Source organism: Winogradskyella sp. 4-2091 (assembly GCF_045765065.1).
Classification (GTDB): Bacteria; Bacteroidota; Bacteroidia; order Flavobacteriales; family Flavobacteriaceae; genus Winogradskyella.
This window is the reverse complement of the sequence record NZ_JBJKOD010000001.1, coordinates 171585-197516: the sequence shown is the minus strand read 5'-3', so window position 1 is coordinate 197516 and position 25932 is coordinate 171585. Positions and strand designations below refer to the sequence as shown.

Sequence of the window (25932 nt, the reverse complement as noted above, 5' to 3'; positions counted from 1 at the left end):
ATTTTGAAACAGGCTTTTTTAATTTGAAAAATTAAGAGAATAGTAAAAAAGATTCTACACGTAGTGAATGTTAAATATATCTCAAAAAAAATCTAATTTGTAATAGTAAACGTACATCTATTTTAATTAATCAATCCAATAGTTAAGATTTATGTCATCAAAAAAAAATTCAAGTAAAAAAACAATATCTAACTCAATAAAAACAACTACAAAACTATCTAATAGTTTTAATTTATTTCTAAACAGCAAATCAAAAACAGAAAATCCCTATAATAAAATTGTACTATTTAGCTCATTTTTACTTTTAGTAATAGGTATCTATTTTCTATCTGTATTTCACAATGACTTTGAACAACTTAGTTCTGATAAAGCAAGTACTGCTTTAGGATATACTTTTATTACTATCGCAACAGGTTTATTTGTCTTTAAAGCGTCATTCTTTATTTTCAAAGCTTATAATTATTTTAAGTATAAACCTATTGATTCTGTTACTGATGAAGAATTACCTACGGTTACTGTTATTGTGCCAGCTTATAATGAAGGGAAACAAGTTTGGGATACTTTAATGAGTATTACTAACAGTGATTACCCTAAACACAAACTACAAGTTATATCCATTGACGATGGTAGTAAAGATGATACTTGGGATTGGATGCTAGATGCTAAATCTAAATTAGGTGACCAAATAGAAATCTATCAACAGCCAGAAAATCAAGGAAAACGTCATGCACTTTACCGAGGATTTAATTTGGGTACTGGTGATATTTATGTGACGATTGATAGTGATTCAATTGTAACAGAAGAAACCTTAAGAAATTTAGTGAGCCCTTTTATGGTTGATGAACAATGTGGTGCCGTTGCAGGTAATATTAGAGTTCTAAATAACAAGAAGGATATGCTTCCTAAAATGCTTGACGTCAGTTTTGTAATGAGTTTTGAGTTTGTACGTTCTGCAGAAAGCAATCTTAACTCAGTGCTTTGTACACCTGGAGCTTTAGCAGCTTATAGAAGTACAGCTGTCCACAAATGTTTGCCAGAATGGATAAACCAAAAATTTATGGGTCAACCATCAGATATTGGTGAAGACCGAGCCATGACCAACATGATTTTAAAACAAGGAAAACATGTATTATTTCAGAAAAATGCTGTAGCATATACTAATGTGCCAGATCAGTATTTAGGCTTATATAAAATGTTTATTCGTTGGGGAAGAAGTAACGTTCGTGAGAGTTTAGAAATGGCAAAATATGTCTTTACAAATTTTAGAGCTACAGGTAAAGCAGGTACACGTATACTTTTTATTAGTCAGTTTTTAAAAATATTAATGAGCTACCCTCTACTGATCTCTATGTTGTTCTTTGTTATAGTTCACCCGTTATTATTTTTAGGCTCTACTTTGGTAAGCATATTAATTGCTTCAACGTTCTCTGTATTGTTTTTTACAAGCCAGTACAAAACAACACAAGGAATTTGGGCATACTCTTATAGCATAATGTACACATTTGCTTTATTTTGGATTACGCCGTATGCGATTGCAACAGCAAATAAGAGAGGTTGGTTAACACGTGAACTTACAAAGTAATTGTTGATTCACTTGGAATTCTGCTAGATTTTTCTTAGTTTATTAACTATGATAACACAAGACAAAAACAATTATGCAGATGAGTTAAATCAGTCAATAACTTATCTCAAAAATTTAGGTTATTCTAATATTAAAGCTGATACGGAAGGATATGAGACCCCTAAATCATATCGCAAGAAAGGAAGTGATATTGATGTAACACCAGATATAGTTGCAGAAAAAGAAGGAAGAAAGCATATCTTTGATTTGAGTTTAAAATCAAAAAAAACAAGATTGCTTAAATCCAAATGGCTATTTTTAAACACATTGAGTCAATTAAAAGCTTATAGGTTTAGATTAATAACGACAAGAGGACATTATAAATTTACTAACGAAACGGTAAATGATATCAATCTTGATGCGATAAAACTTCTAAAAATTTAATTTTTTTATGATTTTGTGTAACATTTTTATGCATTTTTACGTATAATTATAGCAACATAGCGTTGCTCAATTATTGCACAAATCTAAAATTGAATGAGACAGCTTAAAATTACCAAGCAGGTTACCAATAGAGAAACTGCATCGTTAGACAAATATTTACAAGAAATTGGTAAGGTAGATCTTATAACAGCGGACGAAGAGGTAGAATTAGCTCAGCGTATTAAAGCTGGTGACCAATTGGCATTAGAGAAGTTGACGAAAGCTAACTTACGTTTTGTAGTTTCTGTCGCTAAACAATATCAAAATCAAGGCTTAACTCTACCTGATTTAATTAATGAAGGTAACTTAGGGCTAATTAAAGCCGCGCAACGTTTTGATGAAACACGTGGTTTTAAATTTATATCTTATGCCGTTTGGTGGATTAGACAATCAATTTTACAAGCTTTAGCAGAACAATCTCGAATAGTTAGATTACCTTTAAACAAAATTGGGTCTATTAACAAAATTAATAAGACATTTGCCTTTTTAGAACAAAGTCATGAAAGACCTCCTTCTCCTGAAGAAATTGCGAAGGAATTAGACATGACTATTAATGATGTAAAAGAATCTTTGAAAAACTCTGGTCGTCACGTAAGTATGGACGCACCTTTGGTAGAAGGAGAAGACTCAAACTTATACGATGTATTACGTAGTGGTGAATCTCCAAATCCAGATAGAGAATTATTACATGAATCGTTAAGAACGGAAATAGAACGTGCATTAGAAACCTTAACACCTCGAGAAGCAGATGTTATTCGTTTGTATTTTGGATTGGTCAATGAACACCCAATGACACTTGAAGAAATTGGAGAAACATTTGATTTAACAAGAGAGCGCGTAAGACAAATAAAAGAAAAAGCTGTTAGACGTTTAAAACATACGTCTAGAAGTAAAATATTAAAGACATATTTAGGTTAGGTTTAGTAAATTTAACGACCAACCTAAAGAAGGTAACAACAGTTACAAACATAACTGTTCGTTTTTTGATTGATGAAAGAACCCACGGCTGATTACCGTGGGTTCACTTTTTTATAAACTTTCTAAAAGTAATTGATTTTTTATATTAGTATTATTGAATTTAATTGTAAAAAATCATTACTGACTTTAATTATTATAAGCTATTTTCAAGTTAAAATCTTATCAAATTAATTACCTTTGCAGCAACTAAAAATATTTCACAATGGCTTCTAAATTAATAGCACCATCAATGTTAGCTGCAGATTTTGGCAACCTTCAAAGAGATACTGAAATGGTTAATAACAGTGATGCTGATTGGTTTCACATAGATGTGATGGATGGTCACTTTGTTCCTAACATCTCTTACGGAATGCCTGTTATCGCTGCCATTAAAAAGTATGCTACAAAGCCACTAGATGTACATTTAATGATTGAAAAACCTGAGCGTTATATTGAAGAATTTGCTAAGGTTGGTGCAGATATTATTACAGTCCATTATGAATCCACAGTGCACTTACACAGAACACTTAGGCAAATTAGAGATGCTGGTTGTAAAGCTGGTATTGTACTTAATATCACAACACCTCTTAATGTTTTAGAAGATATATTACCAGAATGTTATATGATACTATTAATGTCTATTAATCCTGGTTTTGGAGGTCAAAAATTTGAAGACATTACTTATAAGCGTGTTAAAAATTTGCGTAAAATGATTGATGAACAAGGTCTAGGTACTAGAATTGAAATCGATGGTGGTGTTACAGATAAAAATATTAAAAAATTAGTTGAGGCTGGCGCAGATACCTTTGTTGCTGGTAGTCATGTTTTCAAAAGCGAAAACCCAACAGCTACTATTAAAAATTTAAAAGCAATCGCTAATTCTTAAAAATGCTTTGCCATATTTTTTACAGTTGATTTATTAAATATTTAATTAAATCAGTAGTTGTAATAATGCCAACTAAAATTCCGTTATCAACCACTGGTAAAGCGTGAAACTCCTTTGCTGCTAATATCTTAGAAACTTCTTTAATTGTAGCATCAGAGGAAACAGTTATTACATTTTTTGCCATAACTTGATCTATTGTAAACATATTATAAACCAATGTATCTACTTCCGTCTCACTTTCGTCCACAGCATCTGCAAAACTAATTCTTAATAAATCAGTATAACTTAGCATCCCAATAATAACTTCACCTTTAACCACAGGGATATGTCTTATTTTATGCCGTTTAAAAAGAATTTCTGCTGTTTCTAAATCATCATCTCTATTTAGAGCAATGATATTTTTAGACATTATTGAGGAAATCTGAGTTGTGTTTGACATGATTTCTAGATTTTTAAATTCACTATTAAAAGTAAAATATAAGAACCTGAAATAACATGACTTTTATCACATTTATAAATTAAGTAATGTTATTTACTCCTTACTTCCATAACCATAATTATAACCGTAATTATAACCGTAGCCGTAAGACTTATTTGTATCAACACTATTGAGTACATAAGCCATATTTTTTAATTTACCAGACTCAAATAAATCTTTAGAGTAGTTCAGAAGATTTTTCTCAGTATAATTAGCTCGTACCAAATAGATTGTTGCATCTGCCAATTGAGAAATAAGCATTGTATCGGTAACCAAAATCGTTGGTGCTGTATCTACTACAATATAATCATACTCCAATCTTGCTTCATCTAATAATTTTTTAAAGCGACCATTAGTAAGTAAATGAGCTGGATTTGGAGGAATACTTCCCGACAAAATGATATCGTGATTAGGATGCTTATCAAATCCCTTTATTAAGGCATCTCGCCAATCGTAATCCGTGTCATGCAAATAGTTAGACAAGCCTGGTTTGTGCTTCTCTTCCAGAATATGCGTGTGAATTTGAGGGTTTCTCAAATCAGCTCCTATTAATAGTACTCTTCGATTTATACTTGATAGAGATAGTGATAAATTAATACTAACATAAGTTTTACCCTCTCCTTTAATTGTAGATGTACTAAAAATAATTCTTCCATTATCTTTAACTTTTGGAGGCAATATATAATCTACATTAGAACTTAAAATTCTAAATGCCTCTGCTTGAACTGAATTATCTTCTGGGTTACTAAAAATTAATTGCTGATCTTTTACTCGCGGTAATTCTCCAACAATAGGAATTTTTGAGTTTCTTTCTACAACATCCTCTCTTCCATTTACCTTTGTATCTAATAAATGTCTAATATAAATGATAGCTGCAGGAAGCAATAAACCAGCCAATAACGCTAGCAAATACACACTTCTTGGTATTGGAGAAATTGCTGCTCCACCAGAGATAGCGTATTCAACAACCTTAATGGATGGTTCTGTAATGGCAAGATTGATAGCTGCCTCCTCTCTTTTCTGAAGTAAAAAGAGATATAAGCTTTGTTTAATTTCACGCTGTCTAGTAATATCTACAATTGCCTTTTCTTTAGCCGGTAAACTATAAACTTGAGACGAATATTTTCTGTTTTTTCTTAATAATTGAGATTTTGAAACCTCTAATTGCTTAGCATAAGAATCTATAGAAGCATATATGTTAGACTTAACGTCTTTTAATTTCGATTCTAATACAACTACATTAGGGTTGTTACTCCCTCCACTTATTTTAAGATTGTCTCGTTCGAGAACAAGTGCGTTATAATTACTTACTAAACCATTAACACTGGCATTATCGAGTCCAATATTAGCTGGTAATAAGTCGGTATTAGAGTTTTGATTTTCAACAGACTCTCGTAGCATTTGCGTAACCGTCATTTGGTTTTGTAATGCAAACAACTCTTCTTCTGACAATGTTCTTTGAGAGATTCCTAATTGTGCATCTGACTCAATAGTAATTAAATTATTATCTTGCTTATAGTCTTGAATCCCCAATTCTATTGAATCTAATTCTCTTGCAAGTAACTTAAATCTTTTATCAATAAAATCAATAGTACGTCTTGAAATGTCTTGACGATCACTAATACCATCCTCATTGAAAACATCTATTAATGTATTTAATACACGTTCATTTTTAGATTTGCTTTGACTTGTAAAACTTAACTGTAGTAAATCACTATTTTTACCAAGTACGCCAACTCCTACTCCTCCTTTTAGGCCTTTAGTGACTGACGCAATTGAAGAAAACTTAACAACATAAGACTTTCCTATGAGTTGATCTACTTTAATCGCTTCATTTAAACTTAATTCAAAAGGTAAGTTGTGATTTGTATTAGTTGACTCGAAATCAGGAAATAATAAAACTTGACCAGTACTAGAAGGTGTTACCTCAAACCCTTTAGGCTTTACTTCAATTACATAAGATGAACTTACATAAATACTATCATTACTGATGGTCTTAATAATATTAAACGGTAATTGACTAACCTCTGTTGTCAATACATTACCCTCTTCATAAAAACGCATAGTTAGATCTAAACGATCTACGACATTTTCTATTATACGGTACGATTTTAGTATTTCAATTTCATTCTCAAGGTTAATATTAGAACGATTAAAAACAAATGCAGAAGAAGGTAATTCTAAACCTTTGGTTTTGTTTAAAATTTTAATTTTAGCATTTGCTGTATACACTTTCGGAGTATATCTTAAATACATGTATCCAGCAACTAAAGCCAAGATAACGCTAAGTACAAACCATGGCCAATACTGCAAGTACTTTTGTACTTCCCTCTTAATATACTCACCTCTATCAGAATCTGACTTATAACTGCTTTCTGGAACCTGACTCATCTTATTTTGTAATTAAAACTACCGTTGTTAGTAAAATAGAAACCACAGAAATAACAGTACCTACATTACCTATGAATCCTGCGCTTTTTACTTTTGGGTTATTAGGATCAACAATTATAGTGTCATTTGGTTTAATAAAACTAAAAGGTCCATTTAACCAATCTGCAGAAGTCAAATCTATATGAGCAACCTGTTGTACACCATTTTCTAACCTAATTATTTTTACGTCCTCACGTTTGCCATTGATAGTTAAATCTCCAGCATAACCTAGTGCCTGTAATAAAGTAATATTTTGCTCTGTAAAACTGTAGGTTCCTGGTTGACCAACCTGACCTAAAATGGTAACTTTTGCATTAATTAAACGCACATCTACCGAAGGATTAATAAGATGACCTCCATCTTCTAATTTATGTTTTAAAAATTCTGAGAACTGTTGAGTAGTCATTTCGGCAACTGACAACACGCCAAGTACTGGAAATTTAATCGTTAAGTTTTCTGAAACCAAATAGCCGTCTAATTGCATTAACTCAACACTAGCTCCGCCAGTTCCAGTTGTTATCTTATTATATGGAATAGCAGTTTCAGGAATCAGCGCACTAACGTTTATTCTCAATACATCGTTTGGCTGTATTGTTGATTTAACATAGCTAATTTCCTTATTAGAATATTGATCAGCGTCTTGTAAATAAAGAATCTCTTTTTTACTCGTACAAGAAAAAACGAGCATAACGCTTAGCAAACAATAAAAGTACTTTGACATTATTTTATATTTATAAAATGACAAATATAACTCAATTATAGTTTTAAAAAACTAATAGTTAATTTTGCCAGAAATTAAAACTATTTACCCTTAATCCAATCAAAAACAAAGTATAAGGAATATAGTAACGTTCCCGATGCGAGTAATATAATTAATTGCCAATTGATATCAATATTTTTACAGAAATAAGCAATAAGAATCAAAGCCACATTAATACAAACAATGGTTAAGGTAGTTTGAACATGAGAAAATCCAAATCTCAAAAAGCGATGATGTAAGTGATTATTATCCGCAGAAAATGGACTTTTTTTATGAACAACAATTCTGATAAAAAATATTCTTAGCGTATCTAATAAAGGGAAGAACAATATTGCCAATGTCAATATTGGAGATGACGACCGAAATAGACTTGTAGTAGAACTTTCTGAGGCATCAATAAATCGAACAGCGAAAACTGCAATTATAAATCCTAGAATCATTGAACCTGAATCTCCCATAAACATTTTTCTACGTTTTGAAAAATTAAAATACAAAAAGGAAACAAGGGCACCAACTGCTGAAGCTGCTAATACAACCATGCTTATATCATTATATAAGTAAAATAAAACACCAAAGGCAATACAAGCCATTAAAGCCAATGAACCCGCTAAACCATCAACTCCATCTATTAAGTTAAAGGCATTAATTATTAAAAGATAAACGAATAATGTAAAACCTACTGATACCCAATATGGCATTATAGTTATCCCTAAAATCCCAGAAAACCCATAAATACGTGTATCCGTAAAAATAATTAGAAGTAGAGCCGCTAACAATTGACCCATAAATTTTTTACGAGGTGATAATATTAATATATCATCTTTTAATCCTAAAAAAAACAAAAGGGTTATACTACCTAAAATTAAAAATAAACTTTTAGTATCTAAAGTGGCACCTGTAATTGTTATTGAAACTACTATACTTAAGTACAAACCAATACCACCTAAATTAGGTACAGTGCCTTTATGACTACTGCGATCACCAGACTTGTCCATTAAATTTTTCTTTAATGCTACTAAAATAATTGCAGGGTAACTTCCAAATGCAAATACAAATGAAATAGCGGACGCGATAAGAACCAACCAACCAACGTAATCAACTGGATTAAAATTTTCTAGTAATTCTTTTATCATGGCTTATGATGCTACTTTAAAAAGTTATGCGATGCAAAGATGCATAATTTTTATGAAAAGCGTCTAAAATAGAACTAGTTAAATATGATTAATAACTACGATATAAACTGTTTAAGTTTGGAAGCATTTTTTATGAAAATTGTCATCCAATTGCCTGTTCTGTTAGTTTTAACAGCTCTATAATCTTCTTTTGTTTTCTGTATAATGTTTTTTAAACTTCTATTACTAGCGCCTCCTACTCTCATTTTCACTATAGTTTCGGGAAGGTAAGAAAATCTGAGTTGTGGTTGTTTAAATATACGCAAAATAAAGTCATAATCTGCAGCTATTTTATAGCTCAGGTCAAAACCGCCATTATCACTGTAAAGTTTCCTCTTTAAAAATAACGTAGGATGTGCTGGCATCCATCCTTTATTTAATAATTTGGGTTCAAAATTTTCACTTACCCAATTTCTTATTATTTTGTCCGTGTTTTCAATGGCTACATAATGAAGATTACCGTAAACACCGTCAACATTTTTAATCTTAAAAACGTTAACGATTTTTTCTAAAATGGTATTTTCAGCTAAAAAATCATCAGAATGAACAAAACCAACGATATCACCAGTTGATTTGTTTATACCTTTATTTAAAGCATCATAAATTCCCTTATCAGGTTCAGAACTATATAAAATACGCGCATCTCCATTGGCTTTTTCTTTTATAACATCTAGCGTTTTGTCACTAGAACCGCCATCTACAATTATATATTCAATATTATCATAAGATTGATTTAGTACAGATTCCATACAAGATTGAATCGTAGAAGCACTATTATATGTTGCCGTGATTATAGAAATTTTCATTTACTGCTGTTCTATTTTCCGAGTTTTCACTTTTTTAGCAGGATTGCCACTATAAATACCAAATGCCTCTAAATCTTGTGTCGCAACAGAGCCTAGACTTAGTACGGCATGACTTTCTAAAGTTACACCAGGTGACACTATAGATTTTGCTCCGACCCAACATCCTTCTTTCAGTACTATGGGTGCAACGAATAAATCAAAATTTGGTGTTTTGTAATTGTGATTACCACAAATTAACAGTGCGCCTTGTGAAATACAAACATTACTTTCAATTGTCACTTGATCAAGATTATCAATCCAAACACTTTCTCCAATCCAACAATGGTCTCCTACTAGTAATTTCCAAGGGTACTTTATTGTAATTTTAGGTTTTATTATTACACCTTTACCTATTTTAGCTCCAAAACATTTTAACCAGAATATTTTTAATCCTGAAGAAATATTCCATCCACCTTCAAAAAATAACCAACTAATAACATACCATAACAATCGTTTTACCGATGATCCTGGTTGATACCAACTATTATCATATTTAGAAAGATCAGTTTTCAAAGTATATGTTTCCTTTAAGCTTTATTGGCTTTAATTAGTCCATCAAAGTAATTTATAGTTTTACCTAAGCCTTCTTTAAGGTGAACTTTAGGTTCCCAACCATTCAATTCCTTTTTCGCTAAATCGATAACAGGTTGACGTTGCATTGGGTCATCTTGAGGCAATGGCAAATGAATAATTTTAGATTTTGAATTCGTAAGACCAATAACCAATTCTGCTAATTCTAACATGGTAAACTCTACTGGGTTACCAATATTAACAGGCCCTACAAAACCATCTCTACTTCCCATCATACGAATAGTACCTTCTACGAGGTCATCGACATATTGAAAACTTCTAGTTTGTGTTCCTTCTCCAAAGACCGTTATATCATCTCCTTTTAAAGCTTGCATGATAAAATTTGAAACCACTCGACCATCTTGAGGATGCATTCTTGGTCCGTAAGTATTAAAAATTCTAATGATTTTTATGTCTACCTCATTTTGTGTATGGTAATCCATAAAAAGTGTTTCTGCACATCTTTTGCCTTCATCATAACAGGATCTCAATCCAATAGGATTAACATTTCCCCAATAAGTTTCGGGTTGTGGATGAACTGCTGGATCTCCATAAACTTCACTAGTGGATGCTTGCAGTATTTTTGCACCAACACGTTTAGCCAAACCTAACATATTAATCGCTCCCATCACAGAGGTTTTAATTGTCTTGATTGGGTTATATTGATAATGAACAGGTGAAGCAGGACAAGCCATATTATAAATCTCATCTACTTCAATCATAAATGGATTAATGATATCATGTCTTACCAATTCAAAGTAATGATGATCCATTAAGTGTTCTATATTTCGTTTTGAACCCGTGAAATAATTATCTAAACAGATAACTTCATTTCCTTCATTAAGTAATCTTTCACAGAGATGTGAGCCAACAAAACCAGCACCACCAGTAACTAAAATTCGTTTCATTATATAATCTTTAAGCGCTCAAAAATAAGCTTTTATTTTGTTCTAACACCTCAGGATTCTCAATAAATCCCTTGGCAAAATTGTACGATGATTTAGACCATTGCATATATTCACCTTCTTCCATTCCACAAAAATGCTCAATGGCGTCTACAAAACCATCTTCATTTGTATTTGCCACATCATAACCTAATTTATCTGCTTGCAAATTGCGCCAAGGTGTTTGATCAGAAATTATCACAGGACAACCGTTTTGCCAAGATTCCATTATAACATGACCAAAATTCTCATGAAAGGTTGGTAATAACAGTAAATGTTGTGCCTTTAAAGTCTTAGGTAGTTCAATATTGGGTATTGCTCCTAAATATGTTACTGATATATTTTGTGGAAGTAATTCAATTTTTGATTCACATTTCTGCCAATAGCTTTCATCGTCTATTGGGCCAATTATACTAAAATTCACTGTAGACTTTGAATCTATTTTTGAAAGCACCTCTAAAGCGCCAATCAAATTCTTTTTTACAGAAATACGCGATAGAAAAAAAATGTTGATTTCATTTTCTTTTTTTGTTTTATTCAAAAAACCCGTTTTTGAAATCGCCGATAGGTTTGGCGCTAATAAAATTTTACGATCTGCCCCAAAATGTAATTTAATTTCATCAATTTCACTTTGAGCAGTAGCATGCCAAATCACTTTTTTATGTAAGGTTAAAAATTTAAACATTGCTAAAAACACTTTTTTCTTTAAGGGTTTTATAGCTAATGCACCTGCTCCTAACATACCTCTAGTTGCTAAAACTCGCCTTATAGGCCTATTTCTTAAAAGCCAAAATGGTAGCAACGTATATTTAATTGAAAATAGAGAATTAAAATATACAACATCAAATGCCTCTGCGTCAAAAAGAGCATTGTAAAATTGCTTATTTTGATGTTCACGATCAATATACATTACCCTATAACCCTCTTTTTCTACCCAAACATTTAACTCCTTTTGATTTAAATTTAAAACCTCACCTAAGTCTGAATTTGAAGTGATTACACTTATTTCAAACTCGTCCTTTAAACGACTTACCAAATTAGAGATGGATTGAATAGGACCACCAGCTTTATATGCAGGCAAATACCAATCTATAAATATCCATAATTTTAATTTCATGCTTTTCTATTTAATAATTTGGTTTACTTATTTGCCATTACCTCATGATAAATAGCCATATAATCTTTTGAAATTTCTTCAGACTTAAATCGTTTTACATTTTGTAATCCTTTTAGGATCAAACTTTCTCTGAGCTCCGAATTTTCAATAACCTCAACAATTCCAGATCGTATATTTTCAATACTATATGGATTAACCAAATAAGCTGTATTAGCGGATATCTCTTTCATTGCCCCAAGATTAGAAGTTATTACAGGTCTACCCATGGCTTGTGCTTCAATTATTGGCATTCCAAACCCTTCATAGGTTGATGCAAAACACAATATATCACAAGCTTTATATGCTTCAATAACTTCATCTATATTTAAATCAAAGACTGAGTTGATTTTTAAATCTAAAGCAATTGCCAAATTTTCTTGCTCTTTTGTCATCTTGCCAATTAGTACAATTTCGCAAGCTATTGTAGATAGAGCCTGAAAAACGTTCTCTAAGTTCTTGTTAGGTTTAGTACCTAGAAGTAAAATTCTGGGCTTCTTATTATTAAAAATATAATTAGTACAACTAAACAATTCATTTACAGGGTTGTGCACCACTTTTATTTTTTTCTTAGCAAAAGGAATTACTTTTTCTAGTTCTAATTTTGTAAAATTTGAGATTACAGTAATACGATTAACAAACAATGCTGGTAACCAAAACCAAAACGTTTTTAAATATAATTGCTTAAAAAATGAGCCTTTTAAAATGGATTGCACATCATGTATAGTTAATACTGTCTTTTTGCCCGTAGCCAATGCCATATAATGTACATCTCCAGTAATATGATAGATACTCGTTTTGTCTTTTTTAAACGAAGTAACATTAGACCAAAGTGTTTTTAAACCGCCTCCTGATTCGTTAAGATTTAATAATGACGTTTTAGTTTTTTCACTAACTAGCTTTAGAATATTAGTAAAAACCCCTTCAATACTTTTATATTTTGGATCTGGTTTTCGAAATATGTATGTTATTGTACTTTTCATTTATTAAAGCTCCATCTTAATTGTTTTTTAACGAACCAAAAAAACAACATAACAACAATCATTGATTTAATTAAGTGATTTAATACTACAACTAATTCTGTTTCTGCCTTTATAACTTGTAAAAAAATTAGTGGAATAAAGGCTATGTATAAAACATTATTTCTTATTAGTCTTATCAAAAACAACCAAACCCTTCCTAAAAAAAAGCCCCAAATCCCCATAAATATCATCCCTCCAGATGTTGCAAAATTTCCATATGCTTCGCCAATGATACTAATACCCATTGATACGCCTTCGCTAATCGAAAGTCCTGTAAATAAAGCAAAATTCTCTTGCCCACCAGCTTTCGCCTTATTTGGGTTTAAAAATCTCGGCAAAACAGAGGCGAATACAGCATCTTTTATAGTTGAACCATTTAAGTAGTCTTGATTTTTAGGCATATTATCTAAAATAGCACTTATAATCCATCCTTGATTTAATCTTACGTTAACACCAATTTCGTCATCAGATTCAGGACCGTTAGTTTCTTCGGTTATTAAGGAAGTCATCATTAAATTAACAAATAATTCTAATTTATTTCCCGAATAGTTATTCCAAACTTGCATTCTAAACGCAGCCTTAACCGTTTGTAATGTGAGTGCAAAGAAAATACCTATCACAAAAGTCAACACTATCGTACGAATTGCAGGCTTATATTTTAGTGCATAGAACATATAGAAAAACATTGACCACAGAATAAAATCATGAAATAGTGCTTTAGAAATTGCTACTAATAACAGATAAATAATTGCCAAATAAAATACTCTTTTTAGCTTTTTGTTTTCAGAATAAAATAAAATTATGGCGCCTACGAATTTAAAATTCAACAGTATAAACACTAAAAAACCAAGAGACCTTGGTAGCGCACTCCCTAATAATTCAAAAGCCACTCCAATCAAAAAAATTACTAATCCATAACTAGAATAATTCTTTAACACCTCTAAATTCAGGTTAAAATCCCCTTTTTTTCTAATGGTAAGAAATACTGACAAACAAAAAATTAAATACGCTGGCACAACGAAAGACATATACGATACTTCTGTTACATACATGTAATATTTCCAATGTGTTGAAGGAGATGCATATTCAACTATAGGACCAACAATCCATTGCAAACCAGCGATAAGCAACATTAACTCAAGTATTGGTAATCCTTTCCCTAACCGCTTAACAAATTTAAAAGCAACAAATATTACGGTTATGATACCTATGTAAGACCATGTCTCCATTATTTTCTAACCTATATTCAATATTTAAATTTCATTTTCTATAGCTTTTACTATATTACCCATTGTAAAATTGTTCACATGAGTTTTGGCATTCTTACCCATTTCTTTAAGTGTAGCAATAGATAAATTTTCTATAATATTTACCAATTCCGTTTGATCATCATGTTTAAAACAATAGCCATTAATCCCTTCTATCAACATATCTGAAGCTCCACCTACCATATCTGCGACAATAACCGCTCTAGTCGATGCCATGGCTTCATTAACAGCAAGTCCCCAAGTTTCTCCTGGCCCTTTAGAAGGTAAACAAAATACATTACCTAAACGGTATAAAATTGGCATTTTGCTCTGATTTTGAAATGGCATCATTTTTACATTAGTATCATTCTTAGCTGATATCATTAACCCTTCTTCTAAAGGTCCATGACCCACCAATAATAATTTTATTGGGCGTTCTAATTTTTTATTTGCTGTCTGTATGGCTTTTAATAAAAAATCGGGTTGTTTTTTATCTTCAAATTTACCAGCAAATAAGACCACTAAGTCATCGGCATTAAACCCTAACTCTTTACGCCAAGCAAGTGCTAAAGATTCATAGTTTTTAGTTTCAGAATCAAAAAACCTATCATTATCGATAGCGTGAGGTGCTAAAATTAATTGTTCATCCTTTAAACCAACTGATTTAAAATAAGCTTTGTTTTGAGTACCAACATACAATGCTCTATCAATGTATCTATAAATATAGGTTAAATAGTACTTTCTCAATATTTGTTTAATACCTGGAACATCATCTAATAAAGTAGAATCTCCTCTAAACCACACAGGAATTTTTCCTTTAAAAAATTTCATAGCCTTTAAATGACTTTTTAAATACCAACCAAATATTAATACAGTATCTGGTTGCCAAAGTCTAATTCGCTCATTAAGTGTAGGACAATCTATTCCATTTTTGTGATGTGTGCCTGGATCTGTTGAAATATTCTCTACAAATTCAAAACTATAGCCTTCTAATAATGGTATATCCCATTTTATAGTTTTGCCAAAGGTTTTATCCTTTACCTCTTCAGATGCCTGAGACCACGTATAAAATACTTTAACATCAACATTACCTCGTTCTGCAATCAATTTAAACCATGGCGCATAATATTGAATAGGATGCGTAGTAACTATAGCTAACTTTTTCAAATCAATAGATATTATTTACTTACAACTTTATCCATAGCCTCTGCTAACACTTTAGCTGATTGTTTCGACGAGTACTGATCTAAGGATTCTAGTACTGGAGACCAATCTTCATTCTTTTGAAAGGGATCTAGTACGTTACTTATGGCTTTAACAATTTTTGGCTTAGTATCTCCTTCATCATAAGCTACTAAATAAGCATCTGCCTTTACGTCTTTAATTACTTGTACTGCAGAACTTTCTGCATGCAAAACAGTAAACAATGGACGCTCACTTAACAAACATTGAAACGTTTTGGATGCTGTATAATGTTTTTCAGTACTTCCAAATAACATCACGCGATCTGCATGCGATAAATAATTTAATATGTTTAAGAAGGGTTGTCGCTCTCTTTGTTCTACTACCATCTCTTCCAAACCATAATCTGCAGCATAAGCCGTTATGCGTTTTGCAGGATAAGGACCTGTACCAATAAAAAACAATTTTATATTTGGATCCCAGTTACCTGCATCTTTTAATTCTTTTATGGCATTAAAGAAACAATCCATAAATAAATGCGAATTGGGTAAAAACGCACCTGCATAAATCCAAGGTTTACAGTTTTCAATCTCATCCCAAGGCATCTTTAATCCTTCTAGTTTTATTTTATGATCATTTGGATCAAAACCATATGGCATTCCTACATGTACAGGTGGCTTTTTAAAATTTCGTTCTATTACTGGCCAATAATATGGTGTAGATACACCTGTTATAAATGCAGCCTTTTTTACAGCATATGGCTCTAATGTTCTCGCAACAGATTGACTTAATTTTGCTCTTGTATCATTTTGGTTCGTAATATCTCGTACCCAAGGATCTATATAATCAATACCATACGGAATGCCGGTTTTATTATGTATTACTCTACCTAAAACTGCCGTATAAAATGACGGTATCGGTACCCAAATACAATCTATTTTACGTTCTTTACATATTCGCAAGGCTTCTTTTTTAAGAAACGGATAAGCGCGTAAACCAATATCGCCTATTATTCTAGGTTTCCCTACTTTGTAGGCTTTTGTATAGATGACTTCAATATCTCCTGATGCTGTTTTAGCGATATGCGGATCTGGTGTTTCTTCATAAAATTTAGAATCTACGGTTAACAACAGAGGTTTCCAGCCAAATTGCTTTAAGTAGTTCCCAATTAAACGAGGACGTTGAACACCTGCTAAATTTGCAGGCACCCAATGTGGGTATATTATTAAAACGGTTTTCATTCCAGTAATTTCTTTAATTTTATTTGTTCATTTTCCCATGAAAATAATTTGGCATTGTGCCATCTCTCTATCTTATTTTCCGTGGATAAAACATCTCTGTTTATCTGCATTAGACTATCATTTAATGTCGATTCCATTATTAAACCTGCATTATAATTTAAGGAATTTAAAAATTGAGATTGTCCAAATGTATTTGTAGCCAAAATATAAAGACCTGATTGTGCATAAGCCAAAAATTTATTCGTAAGACAAATATCTCTATTATAATCTACCTGTTCACTTTCTAATGCAAGACCAATATCCATTTCACCTAAAAAATTATGCAAATCTTCCTGACTCATTATATCATGCAGAATGATGTTTGAACTTAAAGTCATGGTGTCAATATAGGGTTCATTTTTATTACCTATGAGATGAAATTTCACTTGACTCATTGCTTTTGCAGCTTCAAAAACCTGTTCCAGTCCGCGATTAGGCCCTATATGTTGAGAGAACCAAACACATTTTATGTGAGTTGAGTCTTGTGGTTTTGGTTGATTAAAATCTATTGCATTAAAGGCATTGATAATTGTGGCTTGCTTTGTTTGGGCACTAACATTAAAATGCTTTTCGCATTCTATTTCAATACCTTTCGAAGCATAGGTAATGCTATTTGCTTTTAAAAACCCATGAGACATGATCAGCATTCTATTTCGCTTTTCATATTTTTTATTAAAATATAAGGCCTCTCCAGGATAATAATCTTCTATATCTAACTGTAATGATACTTGGCTGTTATCTGACAACTTCACAGCTGCATAGAATGCGCCTAAATTATGCGCAAAAACCCTACTAAAAGCAAACTCTCTAGCCATTTTTTTTGCTGCCAACCAAAGTTGAGGTGCTTTATCATTACTAGCATAGGCAGCTATCTTAAAACTATTTAAAAAAACAGAATTCAGTAAAATAGCCAATTTATGTTTGATCTTAAATTGCACTGTTTGGAGCACTTTGTTTTTCCTATCTATCTCTACAAATTGTACTTCTGGATTCCTTATTTTTATAGCCTCAGTAAGCTCCAACGTCCAATCGTGATGTATGTAACTCAAAACAAAACAATTAAAATCTTTTTTTAACGCTTCAAATTCTTTTACTAAACGAGGGTTAGCTGCTAAACTTGAAGTTGTAATAAATAAAAGATGAGGCTTTTTTTTCAAATTGACACTTAATTTTTACTTGATATTTATACTGCAAAAATAATCGAAATAATCTAGCATTATTAGTTCTTATGGCTATTTTTAATAATCTCTCTTACTAACTTTCAAATGTTTAAAACTATTTGATGATTATCTCATTGCAACTTAAAATTAATTTTAATCAATATTTTTAAATCTTTCAGATTATCCTTTAACAAACTCATTTAATCCTTTTGCCCTAATATTGTAGAATTCATTAGTGGTATATACCATTTGATCTTGGTTATAATATTAATTTAAGCAAGGTCTTTATAATAGTTATAGTATTACTGCAAAAACCTAAAATAGAAATCCTTAATTTAAGGTTTTATATAAATTGAAAGGATAGATTTTCTAAGTTTAATTATTCGAAATGCATGAAGCAAATCACAGATAAACGACAACATTGAGTCTCGCGTTGGATACCTTCTATAATTAAGAAAATTTTAATTGATATGAAAAAAAGATTAATTAAGGCTCTAAAATAACTTTTAAAATTCGTTCAGTGGCAGAACCATCCCAATATTTAGGGATTTGCCCTTCCTTATACTTATTAGCCATGATTAAGTTTATCTTACTTAAAATGTCTTCTTTACTAAAATCTAACAAAGTATTAGAACCAATTTCTGTAGTACTAGGTCGCTCCGTATTGGGTCTTAATGTTAAACAAGGTTTTTGCTTAAATGTTGTTTCTTCTTGTATACCTCCACTGTCAGTAAGTACCATTTTACAATTATGGACTAAATTTTGAAAACTAAAATAATCTAATGGCGTTAATAATTGTAAATTCTCTATTTTATTGAACTGTTCTTCTAGATTAAATTTTTTGATATTATTTAGAGTTCGTGGATGTATTGGAAATACAATAGAAACATCATCAGGTATTTCTTTCAAAAGAGAAAATAATTTTTTTAATCCTCCTATATTATCTACAGTTGCAGGTCGATGAATAGTTATTAATATAAATTCATCCTTTACTAATTTATAAGATTGTAAAATAGTTTTAGCCGCTATATTGTCTTTAAATGATACAAGAGTATCAATCATTGTATTACCAACAAAATGTATTTTAGATCCCGACTTACCTTCTTTTAATAAATTATCTATACCACTTTGCTCTGTCACAAAATACAAATCTGAAATTTCGTCAACCAAGATTCTATTCACTTCCTCTGGCATTGACCTATCATAGCTTCTTAACCCACTTTCTATATGGCCTAACGTAATACCTAATTTTTGAGCCGTTAGAGCAGCGGCTAATGTAGAATTAACATCTCCAGGCACCAACATTACGTCAGGCTCAAATTCTTCAGTAATTACTTTTTCTAAGCGCAGCATTATTTCAGCCATTTGAGTATTAGGTGTGGCTTGTGAAATATTCAAAAAATAATCTGGCCAAATATCTAATTGCTGAAAAAACACATCTGCCATAGACTTATCAAAATGCTGCCCTGTGTGTACAATTTTTATATTAAATTGACTTTTAAATTGTTGCTCTGCTACTTTTTTAAACTGAGTTACTTTTATATAATTTGGTCTTGTACCAACAACGATGAGAATATTTTTCATTTGCCAATTGTTTTTTAATCTTCTTTATATCTTAAAAACTTAAAAAGCTAAATGATTGATTTGACAGGCAGTGTATCATCACTATATAATTTAAAATTAAAACTCTCAAAGATTTCAAGACCCGCTTTAACATCATCGTCAGACACTACCTTTTTCCATTTTGAAAGTTGAGCCATTGGGTCCGTATTTGTATGACCTTTACCTGAACTAAAACTTTGTTTACTTAATGCGTCCTCAAAATAATTAAAATCAATTTTACAATTTAAAAATTGTTCTAATTGTTCATGACATGATGGTTTATCCATTACTAAATCCTCGTAAAACAATATTATGGATTTTTCTTTATCCATATGATTTAAAGCATATGAAAATTGGCTAACTGACTGAAAGACCAATAATGTGAATGCAGATTTTATTAGTGTATATTTATCTTCATATTGCAAAAAAAAGCTATCACTTTTGTTTGAGGATTCATATTTCCATGATGAAAAATTTTCTTTATGATAGTCAAAATTTTTACCAAAATTCAATGAAGAGGCAGCCACAGCAAATGGATGTCTTAATAAAATAATTGAATTTAAATTGTACCTCTTTTGAAAATAAGAATACATAAAATTCCCAAAACACATCTTATGAATTGTGTGCTTACTTCTACTAAATGTTTTAGGGTTGGAAAAGCGAAAAAATCGAATATTCCTTTTATCTAAATTAAAATAAGCGTCAAAATACGTATTTACTTCAGAGTCTTCAATTGAGGCTATATGAGGATGCCAACCCAAATCTAATTCTTTATAACTCTTTAATGAGTATGGATTTATAGTATTAAAACCAACCGCTCTATGGTTAAATAAGGGCTCCCATATTAATCTTGCTTTTAGAACACCAACTAAAGTTTCTGCTAGTAAAGTTGTACCTCCTCTAGAAATCCCATAAATCAATATATTTTGATTATGCTTTACTTTTGCCAACTTAATGTTAACTATAAAATTAAGGATTTCACTAACCTTAATAAGATAAAACTTTAATTTATTCATATTACACCCAACTATATTATTTTATGTATCACTTTTGAAAACAACTTTGCAATGCGCCAACCAAAACAATTTTTAATAAATTCTATTAATTTTCCTCCAAGAACGGGAACAAATTGTGAACCGCCAAATTGATTTGATAAAAACATAGCCTCTTCTGATATGTCCTTAAATTCAGGATATGCACCAATTGCTATAATCTTATATTGTAAGGCCATGGCATTTTTATATTCGATTGTATCGATTGAATATTTAAACTGTTTCGATTTAGAGTTTAATGCTTTTAGTTGACTCTCAAAATGTTCTCTCTGTTTTTGGTTAGCAATATTAGAACCTTTAATGTGTTTTCTATAATGATTTAATATTTCTGGCACATAAATTACTTGATTTGCTCGAGTGACAACTCTACAAAAATATTCACCATCTTGATCTTTACTTAAGGTCACATCCCATGGTCTTGTTGAATCTAACAACTTCTTTGGTGCCAACCACGCACTTGTCTGAACCATATTTTGAGGGCCATTTGCGCCATAAAGATTTAATAAAAACTCTTCTGTATTATCTGTTGTATAAAGAAAATTCCAATCTGTAATCACACCATTCTCAATAGTATCATAAAAATGATTTGTATTGCAAACTGCAATAGCCTTTTCATTATTAGATAATGCTTTTACCTGCGACTCAATTTTATCTAAACTAAGTAAATCATCATTATCTAAAAACTGAATATACATCCCTTTAGCCATACTCAACCCATAATTTCTAGCAGAACAAGCCCCTTGTAATGGATTTTTTAATACTGTAACATTCGTTTTGTTTAAAGTTAAAAGATATTCTAATGATCCATCTGTAGAACCATCGTCAACAACAATTATTTCTATATTGTTATAAGATTGATTATATACAGAATCTAAAGTATCTTTAATATACTTTAAACCATTATAATTGGGTATTATTACTGAAACTAATGACATAGCAAAATAGATAATCTATAAATTCTTGAATACTTTTGTTTTAACTGTGCAAACTTCTAAGTATTAGACTTAACCGCTGTAAGCCACCTGTCATATGCACCTTCTTTAGCTTCAAACTCACCTTTAGAAATAATTAGGATTTCTAATAATGTAATTCTAACATATAAATTCATATGAGCTATTCTATTTAATTTCTTTGAAAAGAATTTTTCTAATACTGAAAGGTCATTGGGAAAATAGTCTTTATTAAAGGCATGATCTGGAGATTTATATATAGTTATGGAAATATAATCAAAAAAACGATTTAATAAACCACCATCACCCCAATCAATAATTTTTATACGGTTATTTTTAGACAACACTTGTCCTGCATTAAAATCGCCATGTACTAACGCTAATTCTAACTTAATATCTTTTTCTAAATAGTCATTTTCGATTGAGGCTCTTAACTCTTGAGATGCCCGAAACAAGCGATCATTGTTAATTTCACCTAATTTATTAACTAAAGTTTTATAATATTCGTCTAATTGGATATTTTTTAATGTTTTACGATTAAGTTTTTTGATTTTTTTCTGAGCTTTGATTAATTGGTTCTCATTTATTAATTGATTTCCAGCGCCAACAGCCAACTCTTCAATATAATACTTTGGATTATCAGATATTTTTAAAAGCCTTGGAAACACTTTAGAAAGGTTTTTAAATTGTTTACCCATTTTACGAGCATTAATTTCATTTTGAAATCGCTCAGCATAAGATTTCTTTGCTAAAACATGAGTCACTGTTTTATCACTATTAGAAAACACACCAAAAAAATGCCATTCTACGTATATTAAGTCAATTTTATTCCAATGAATAGAGCTGGGTGCTTTTAAATATTTAATGTCATATTGGAGTCCTATTAAGTTCAAAAGTTTATGGAAAACAGGAAAAATGGCAACAATATTTAGCAATGACCAAATTAGGTACGTTTTATAAGTTCTTACCTTATAAACGTAATTAAAGAAAAAACGTATTGACGATCTTTTGAGATTAATACAGACGTTATAACGAGGAATACAAATAAATTTTTCAGATGCTTTGATAGTTTTATCGTGCAAATTGGCAGTCGCTAGCGTCTTAAAAATGTAATCAATTTCATATCTTCTTATTTTCATACTATCAGTAAACGTTGTATTTAAAAAACAATTTCTTAGACCATTCTATTTTCTATAGGCGATGTAAGTTGTATTTATCCTGTTTATATCTAAATTATAAATACAGTAAGGGTTTAAATTATTTTAAGCTTTTTTTAAAAAAATCCCTTTCTTTTTTAATTTTTTCTAATGGCCAATCCCACCATTTTTTTACAGATAGCTGGTCTATAGTTTCTGGCGAAAAACGATATTTTATTACTTTAGCTGGCGAACCTGCAACAATTGCATACGCAGGAATATCTACAGTTACAACAGAGTTAGCCGCAATAACAGCTCCATCATTTATTTTTACGCCAGATAAAATTAAAGAATGTGCACCAATCCAAACGTCATTTCCAATAACAATATCTCCTTTTGAAATAAAGTCATCATTTATTTCTTCGTTAAAAATGTTCTTAAATATTGGATACGTTGTTGCCCTAGCCATTGCATGATTGCTTACTTGCATTGAAACATTTCTAGCAATAGAACAAAATTGACCAATAATTACTTTCCCTCCATGAGCTACAACATCAGTATTAGGTCCATTTAAGCTCGTATATCTTCCTATTTCAATATTACCATATAATTCACATCTTGCAACCATAGCACCTTCAGCGATATCAATATTACCATCTAAACGCGATCCATATACTTTTGAATTCTTATTTATTTTAACCTTGCTAGACATGGGTATAAAATTCCCAAATCGCAATAAGAGATAAACCTTATTAAATAGTCTGTTTTTAAGTTTGCTAATCATTTTTATCTAAAAGGTTTTTAGTAAAATTTTTATAGTTTGACTCGGCACTAAAGTTTTTGTTAAAAAAACTTTTTATTTCTGACTTGCTAAAACTAATTTTATGTTCTACGATCAAAGCTATTTCCTGTGCAATGTCTTCGTTAGTCGCACTCAAATCTAATAAAACCCCTGTTGTATCATTTACAATTTCTGGAATTCCAAAAATGCTGTAAGCCATAATTGGGACACCAAAGCTTTGAGCTTCCATCATTGAGACTGGCAATCCTTCTTTTAAACTTAAAGATAAAAATAAATCTACATCATTTTCTGAATAAAAATCAAGGACTTTTTGATTTGCAACATGCCCTTTGTAATCAAATGTGATATTAGACGGTAGATGTTGAGCTGCGTCTAGTACTTCTTTTTCTTTAGGACCATCTCCAAAATGTACCCATCTAATGGTTTTATGCTCTAATTTCATTAAACATAATAACTCAGGAATCCTTTGAATTTGTTTGAAAGGAAAAAGGTTGGCACAACTGACAATCAAAAATGTCGTTTTTTCATCAACTTTAAGCTGAGACTCCAATTTAAATTTATTCGCTCTAACCCCTAAATAGGCTACCTTTACTTTTTCACTATATTTAGTTAACTGCTGATTAAAATATTCTTTATTATAATTACTAATAGCAAATACTTTATCAATATTTTTGAGAATATACTGTCTAAACGGAACGGAACCACAATCCCAACGTTCATTAAAAACATCAAATCCGTGTGCTCTACAATAAAGATTAGAAATGCTTTTTTTAGATTTAAGATATGCTAAACTCAATGTAGAATTTACAAACCAATAATCATAAAAAACGGGATTATTCAAATTCGATTTTTCTATAAATGATTCAATTAGTTTTGCTTCTTTCAAAGCATTGGCTAAATAATAAATAAAATAACCTCCCGTAAGATAATCTACTCTTTTTTTATCGTTTAAAATCGTATACGTATAAATTTTAAGAACTGCTCTTAAACGATTAAAAGAACTTAAAATATATTTAAAATGATTATCAACCTTTCCACTATTTACTAAAAAATCGTTGACTTCAACATTTTGAGGTAACGCACGTTGTCCTGAATGTGTTTTCTCCCTAGGAATTATGATAACTCGTTTAAATGCATCCGCCAAATGCTCAATTTCATTTTCAATGAAAGTCTCAGATTTCTTTCCGTAAGGATAATGCAATGTAAAAAGCACTAAAGTATCTCCTGTTTTCATACCGTAACAATGCGTTGTTTAGAACCTGACACAAAAGATATTTTACCACTGATAAAATCATTTAAATAACGTTCTGTTGTTTGCGGACCAACATATAGACGCGGTAAGGCATGCATATGATTTTGATGTTCTGCCATAATATTACCCTTTCTGCCTGTTGTTGAGGTTTTAATTTTAGTTTTATACATTAATTCAACTTCTCTACCCCCAACCTCTACTGGAGAACCAAATGGATATGCGAAATGCTCTATTGGAGTATTTAATCTTGATTCTAAAATTTTTACAGATTGATTAACTTCTTGTAATAATTGGCTATCACTAATAGCCTTAAAAGAAGGGTGATTTACAGTATGAGCTGCTATTGTTACTAATGGATCTGAATTTAGTTGAATAATTTGATTCCAATTTAATGCCAAATCCTCCACTTTTTCGTAAAGAGGCATGCTATACTTTGAAAATATTGTATCAATGAGGTTCAACTGTTCTGCGCCTTCATAACTTATAATAAAGTGGCGTAAATAATTAAAAGTTTCTTCTTTGTCAGTATAACTTTGAAGATTGAAATTAAAATTTTCTTCTTTAAAATTAAAAGTCAATCTCTGTTCCTTAAGTAATAAATCTTCTAACAAATACCACCATAAGACTGCTTTTTTATCTGGAAAATTTGTTGTTACATAAATTGTAAACGGCACGTTATGCTTTTTAAAGATAGGGTATGCATGAGTTAAATTATCTACATAACCATCGTCTAATGTAAAAATTACAAATTTCCTTTTCATTTTTCCTTGAAGATAATCTGGTAAGTCATCTAAAGAAATAAAATCATAATTTCTTTTCTTAAAATAAATAATTAATTCTTCTAAATGCTCTTCAGTAATTTCAATACCAGTATTACGAAGCCGCTCGTTACTTGACTTAGGAATTACACGATGAAGTACAACAATTTGACCCAATCCTTGATATAATCCACGAAAAAAGGGAGAAAGTGCATTTTTAATAAAAATCTTTCCTTTGGTAGTATCCATA

At 30.9% G+C, this 25932-nt stretch carries 24 protein-coding genes; 4 read left to right on the top strand and 20 right to left on the bottom strand.

What is annotated here, in order from left to right; all coding sequences use genetic code 11:
- Nucleotides 1-151 precede the first annotated feature (151 nt).
- From ACJBCC_RS00845 to rpe, 4 genes are all read left to right on the top strand, one after another.
- Entirely contained in the window at nt 152-1582 is a 1431-nt protein-coding gene (locus tag ACJBCC_RS00845; protein ID WP_299099064.1) for a glycosyltransferase family 2 protein, read from the top strand.
- Nucleotides 1583-1630: 48 nt separating this feature from the next.
- On the top strand, nt 1631-2005 hold the full coding sequence (locus tag ACJBCC_RS00840; RefSeq protein WP_299099062.1) for a hypothetical protein: 375 nt from the start codon (nt 1631-1633) through the stop codon (nt 2003-2005).
- Between the two features lie 93 nt (nt 2006-2098).
- Nucleotides 2099-2962, top strand: a complete 864-nt coding sequence (locus tag ACJBCC_RS00835) for an RNA polymerase sigma factor RpoD/SigA (RefSeq protein ID WP_299099060.1) — start codon at nt 2099-2101, stop codon at nt 2960-2962.
- 262 nt (nt 2963-3224) lie between these two features.
- Nucleotides 3225-3887, top strand: a complete 663-nt coding sequence (gene rpe / locus ACJBCC_RS00830) for a ribulose-phosphate 3-epimerase (RefSeq protein WP_299099058.1) — start codon at nt 3225-3227, stop codon at nt 3885-3887.
- Nucleotides 3888-3906: 19 nt separating this feature from the next.
- Here the strand turns inward: rpe and ACJBCC_RS00825 are convergent, their stop codons facing one another.
- The 20 genes from ACJBCC_RS00825 to ACJBCC_RS00730 all read right to left on the bottom strand — a co-directional run bounded on the left by ACJBCC_RS00825 (nt 3907) and on the right by ACJBCC_RS00730 (nt 25931).
- Complete coding sequence (locus ACJBCC_RS00825) at nt 3907-4326, bottom strand: CBS domain-containing protein (protein WP_299099056.1); 420 nt, start codon at nt 4324-4326, stop codon at nt 3907-3909.
- 93 nt (nt 4327-4419) lie between these two features.
- Nucleotides 4420-6756: a GumC family protein gene (locus tag ACJBCC_RS00820; protein WP_407556141.1), complete on the bottom strand. Its 2337-nt coding sequence runs from the start codon at nt 6754-6756 to the stop codon at nt 4420-4422.
- A gap of 1 nt (nt 6757) precedes the next feature.
- Nucleotides 6758-7516, bottom strand: a complete 759-nt coding sequence (locus ACJBCC_RS00815) for a polysaccharide biosynthesis/export family protein (RefSeq protein ID WP_407556140.1) — start codon at nt 7514-7516, stop codon at nt 6758-6760.
- 80 nt (nt 7517-7596) lie between these two features.
- Nucleotides 7597-8688, bottom strand: coding sequence for a glycosyltransferase family 4 protein (locus ACJBCC_RS00810; RefSeq protein ID WP_407556139.1), 1092 nt, complete (start codon nt 8686-8688; stop codon nt 7597-7599).
- 95 nt (nt 8689-8783) lie between these two features.
- Nucleotides 8784-9533 (bottom strand): glycosyltransferase family 2 protein, encoded by a 750-nt coding sequence (locus ACJBCC_RS00805; protein ID WP_299099049.1) that lies wholly within the window; start codon nt 9531-9533, stop codon nt 8784-8786.
- Nucleotides 9534-10085, bottom strand: a complete 552-nt coding sequence (locus ACJBCC_RS00800; RefSeq protein ID WP_299099047.1) for a WcaF family extracellular polysaccharide biosynthesis acetyltransferase — start codon at nt 10083-10085, stop codon at nt 9534-9536.
- A 14-nt stretch (nt 10086-10099) separates the two neighbouring features.
- Nucleotides 10100-11050 (bottom strand): UDP-glucuronic acid decarboxylase family protein, encoded by a 951-nt coding sequence (locus tag ACJBCC_RS00795; protein ID WP_299099042.1) that lies wholly within the window; start codon nt 11048-11050, stop codon nt 10100-10102.
- A 10-nt stretch (nt 11051-11060) separates the two neighbouring features.
- A complete protein-coding gene (locus tag ACJBCC_RS00790) occupies nt 11061-12203 on the bottom strand; it encodes a glycosyltransferase (protein ID WP_407556138.1) in 1143 nt (380 codons plus the stop codon).
- Nucleotides 12204-12226: 23 nt separating this feature from the next.
- The gene (locus ACJBCC_RS00785) at nt 12227-13222 is read right to left on the bottom strand and encodes a glycosyltransferase family 4 protein (protein WP_407556137.1); all 996 of its coding nucleotides are present in this window, start codon (nt 13220-13222) and stop codon (nt 12227-12229) included.
- The gene (locus ACJBCC_RS00780; RefSeq protein ID WP_407556136.1) at nt 13219-14490 is read right to left on the bottom strand and encodes a hypothetical protein; all 1272 of its coding nucleotides are present in this window, start codon (nt 14488-14490) and stop codon (nt 13219-13221) included. The genes ACJBCC_RS00785 and ACJBCC_RS00780 overlap by 4 nt, the downstream gene beginning before the upstream one ends.
- Before the next feature lie 24 nt (nt 14491-14514).
- Nucleotides 14515-15675, bottom strand: a complete 1161-nt coding sequence (locus ACJBCC_RS00775) for a glycosyltransferase family 4 protein (protein ID WP_407556135.1) — start codon at nt 15673-15675, stop codon at nt 14515-14517.
- An 11-nt stretch (nt 15676-15686) separates the two neighbouring features.
- Entirely contained in the window at nt 15687-16931 is a 1245-nt protein-coding gene (locus ACJBCC_RS00770; RefSeq protein WP_407556134.1) for a hypothetical protein, read from the bottom strand.
- Nucleotides 16928-18127 (bottom strand): hypothetical protein, encoded by a 1200-nt coding sequence (locus ACJBCC_RS00765; RefSeq protein WP_407556133.1) that lies wholly within the window; start codon nt 18125-18127, stop codon nt 16928-16930. The genes ACJBCC_RS00770 and ACJBCC_RS00765 overlap by 4 nt, the downstream gene beginning before the upstream one ends.
- A 489-nt stretch (nt 18128-18616) precedes the next feature.
- Entirely contained in the window at nt 18617-19714 is a 1098-nt protein-coding gene (wecB, locus tag ACJBCC_RS00760) for a non-hydrolyzing UDP-N-acetylglucosamine 2-epimerase (protein ID WP_407556132.1), read from the bottom strand.
- 47 nt (nt 19715-19761) lie between these two features.
- On the bottom strand, nt 19762-20748 hold the full coding sequence (locus tag ACJBCC_RS00755; protein ID WP_299099026.1) for a sulfotransferase domain-containing protein: 987 nt from the start codon (nt 20746-20748) through the stop codon (nt 19762-19764).
- An 11-nt stretch (nt 20749-20759) separates the two neighbouring features.
- Nucleotides 20760-21719, bottom strand: a complete 960-nt coding sequence (locus ACJBCC_RS00750) for a glycosyltransferase family A protein (RefSeq protein ID WP_299099024.1) — start codon at nt 21717-21719, stop codon at nt 20760-20762.
- Between the two features lie 56 nt (nt 21720-21775).
- Nucleotides 21776-22669, bottom strand: coding sequence for a phosphotransferase (locus tag ACJBCC_RS00745; protein ID WP_407556131.1), 894 nt, complete (start codon nt 22667-22669; stop codon nt 21776-21778).
- Nucleotides 22670-22991: 322 nt separating this feature from the next.
- On the bottom strand, nt 22992-23582 hold the full coding sequence (locus tag ACJBCC_RS00740) for a CatB-related O-acetyltransferase (protein ID WP_407556130.1): 591 nt from the start codon (nt 23580-23582) through the stop codon (nt 22992-22994).
- A gap of 64 nt (nt 23583-23646) precedes the next feature.
- A complete protein-coding gene (locus tag ACJBCC_RS00735) occupies nt 23647-24906 on the bottom strand; it encodes a glycosyltransferase (RefSeq protein WP_407556129.1) in 1260 nt (419 codons plus the stop codon).
- Complete coding sequence (locus ACJBCC_RS00730; protein WP_407556128.1) at nt 24903-25931, bottom strand: polysaccharide deacetylase family protein; 1029 nt, start codon at nt 25929-25931, stop codon at nt 24903-24905. Before ACJBCC_RS00730 ends, ACJBCC_RS00735 begins: the two co-directional genes overlap by 4 nt.
- Between the last annotated feature and the right edge of the window lies 1 nt (nt 25932).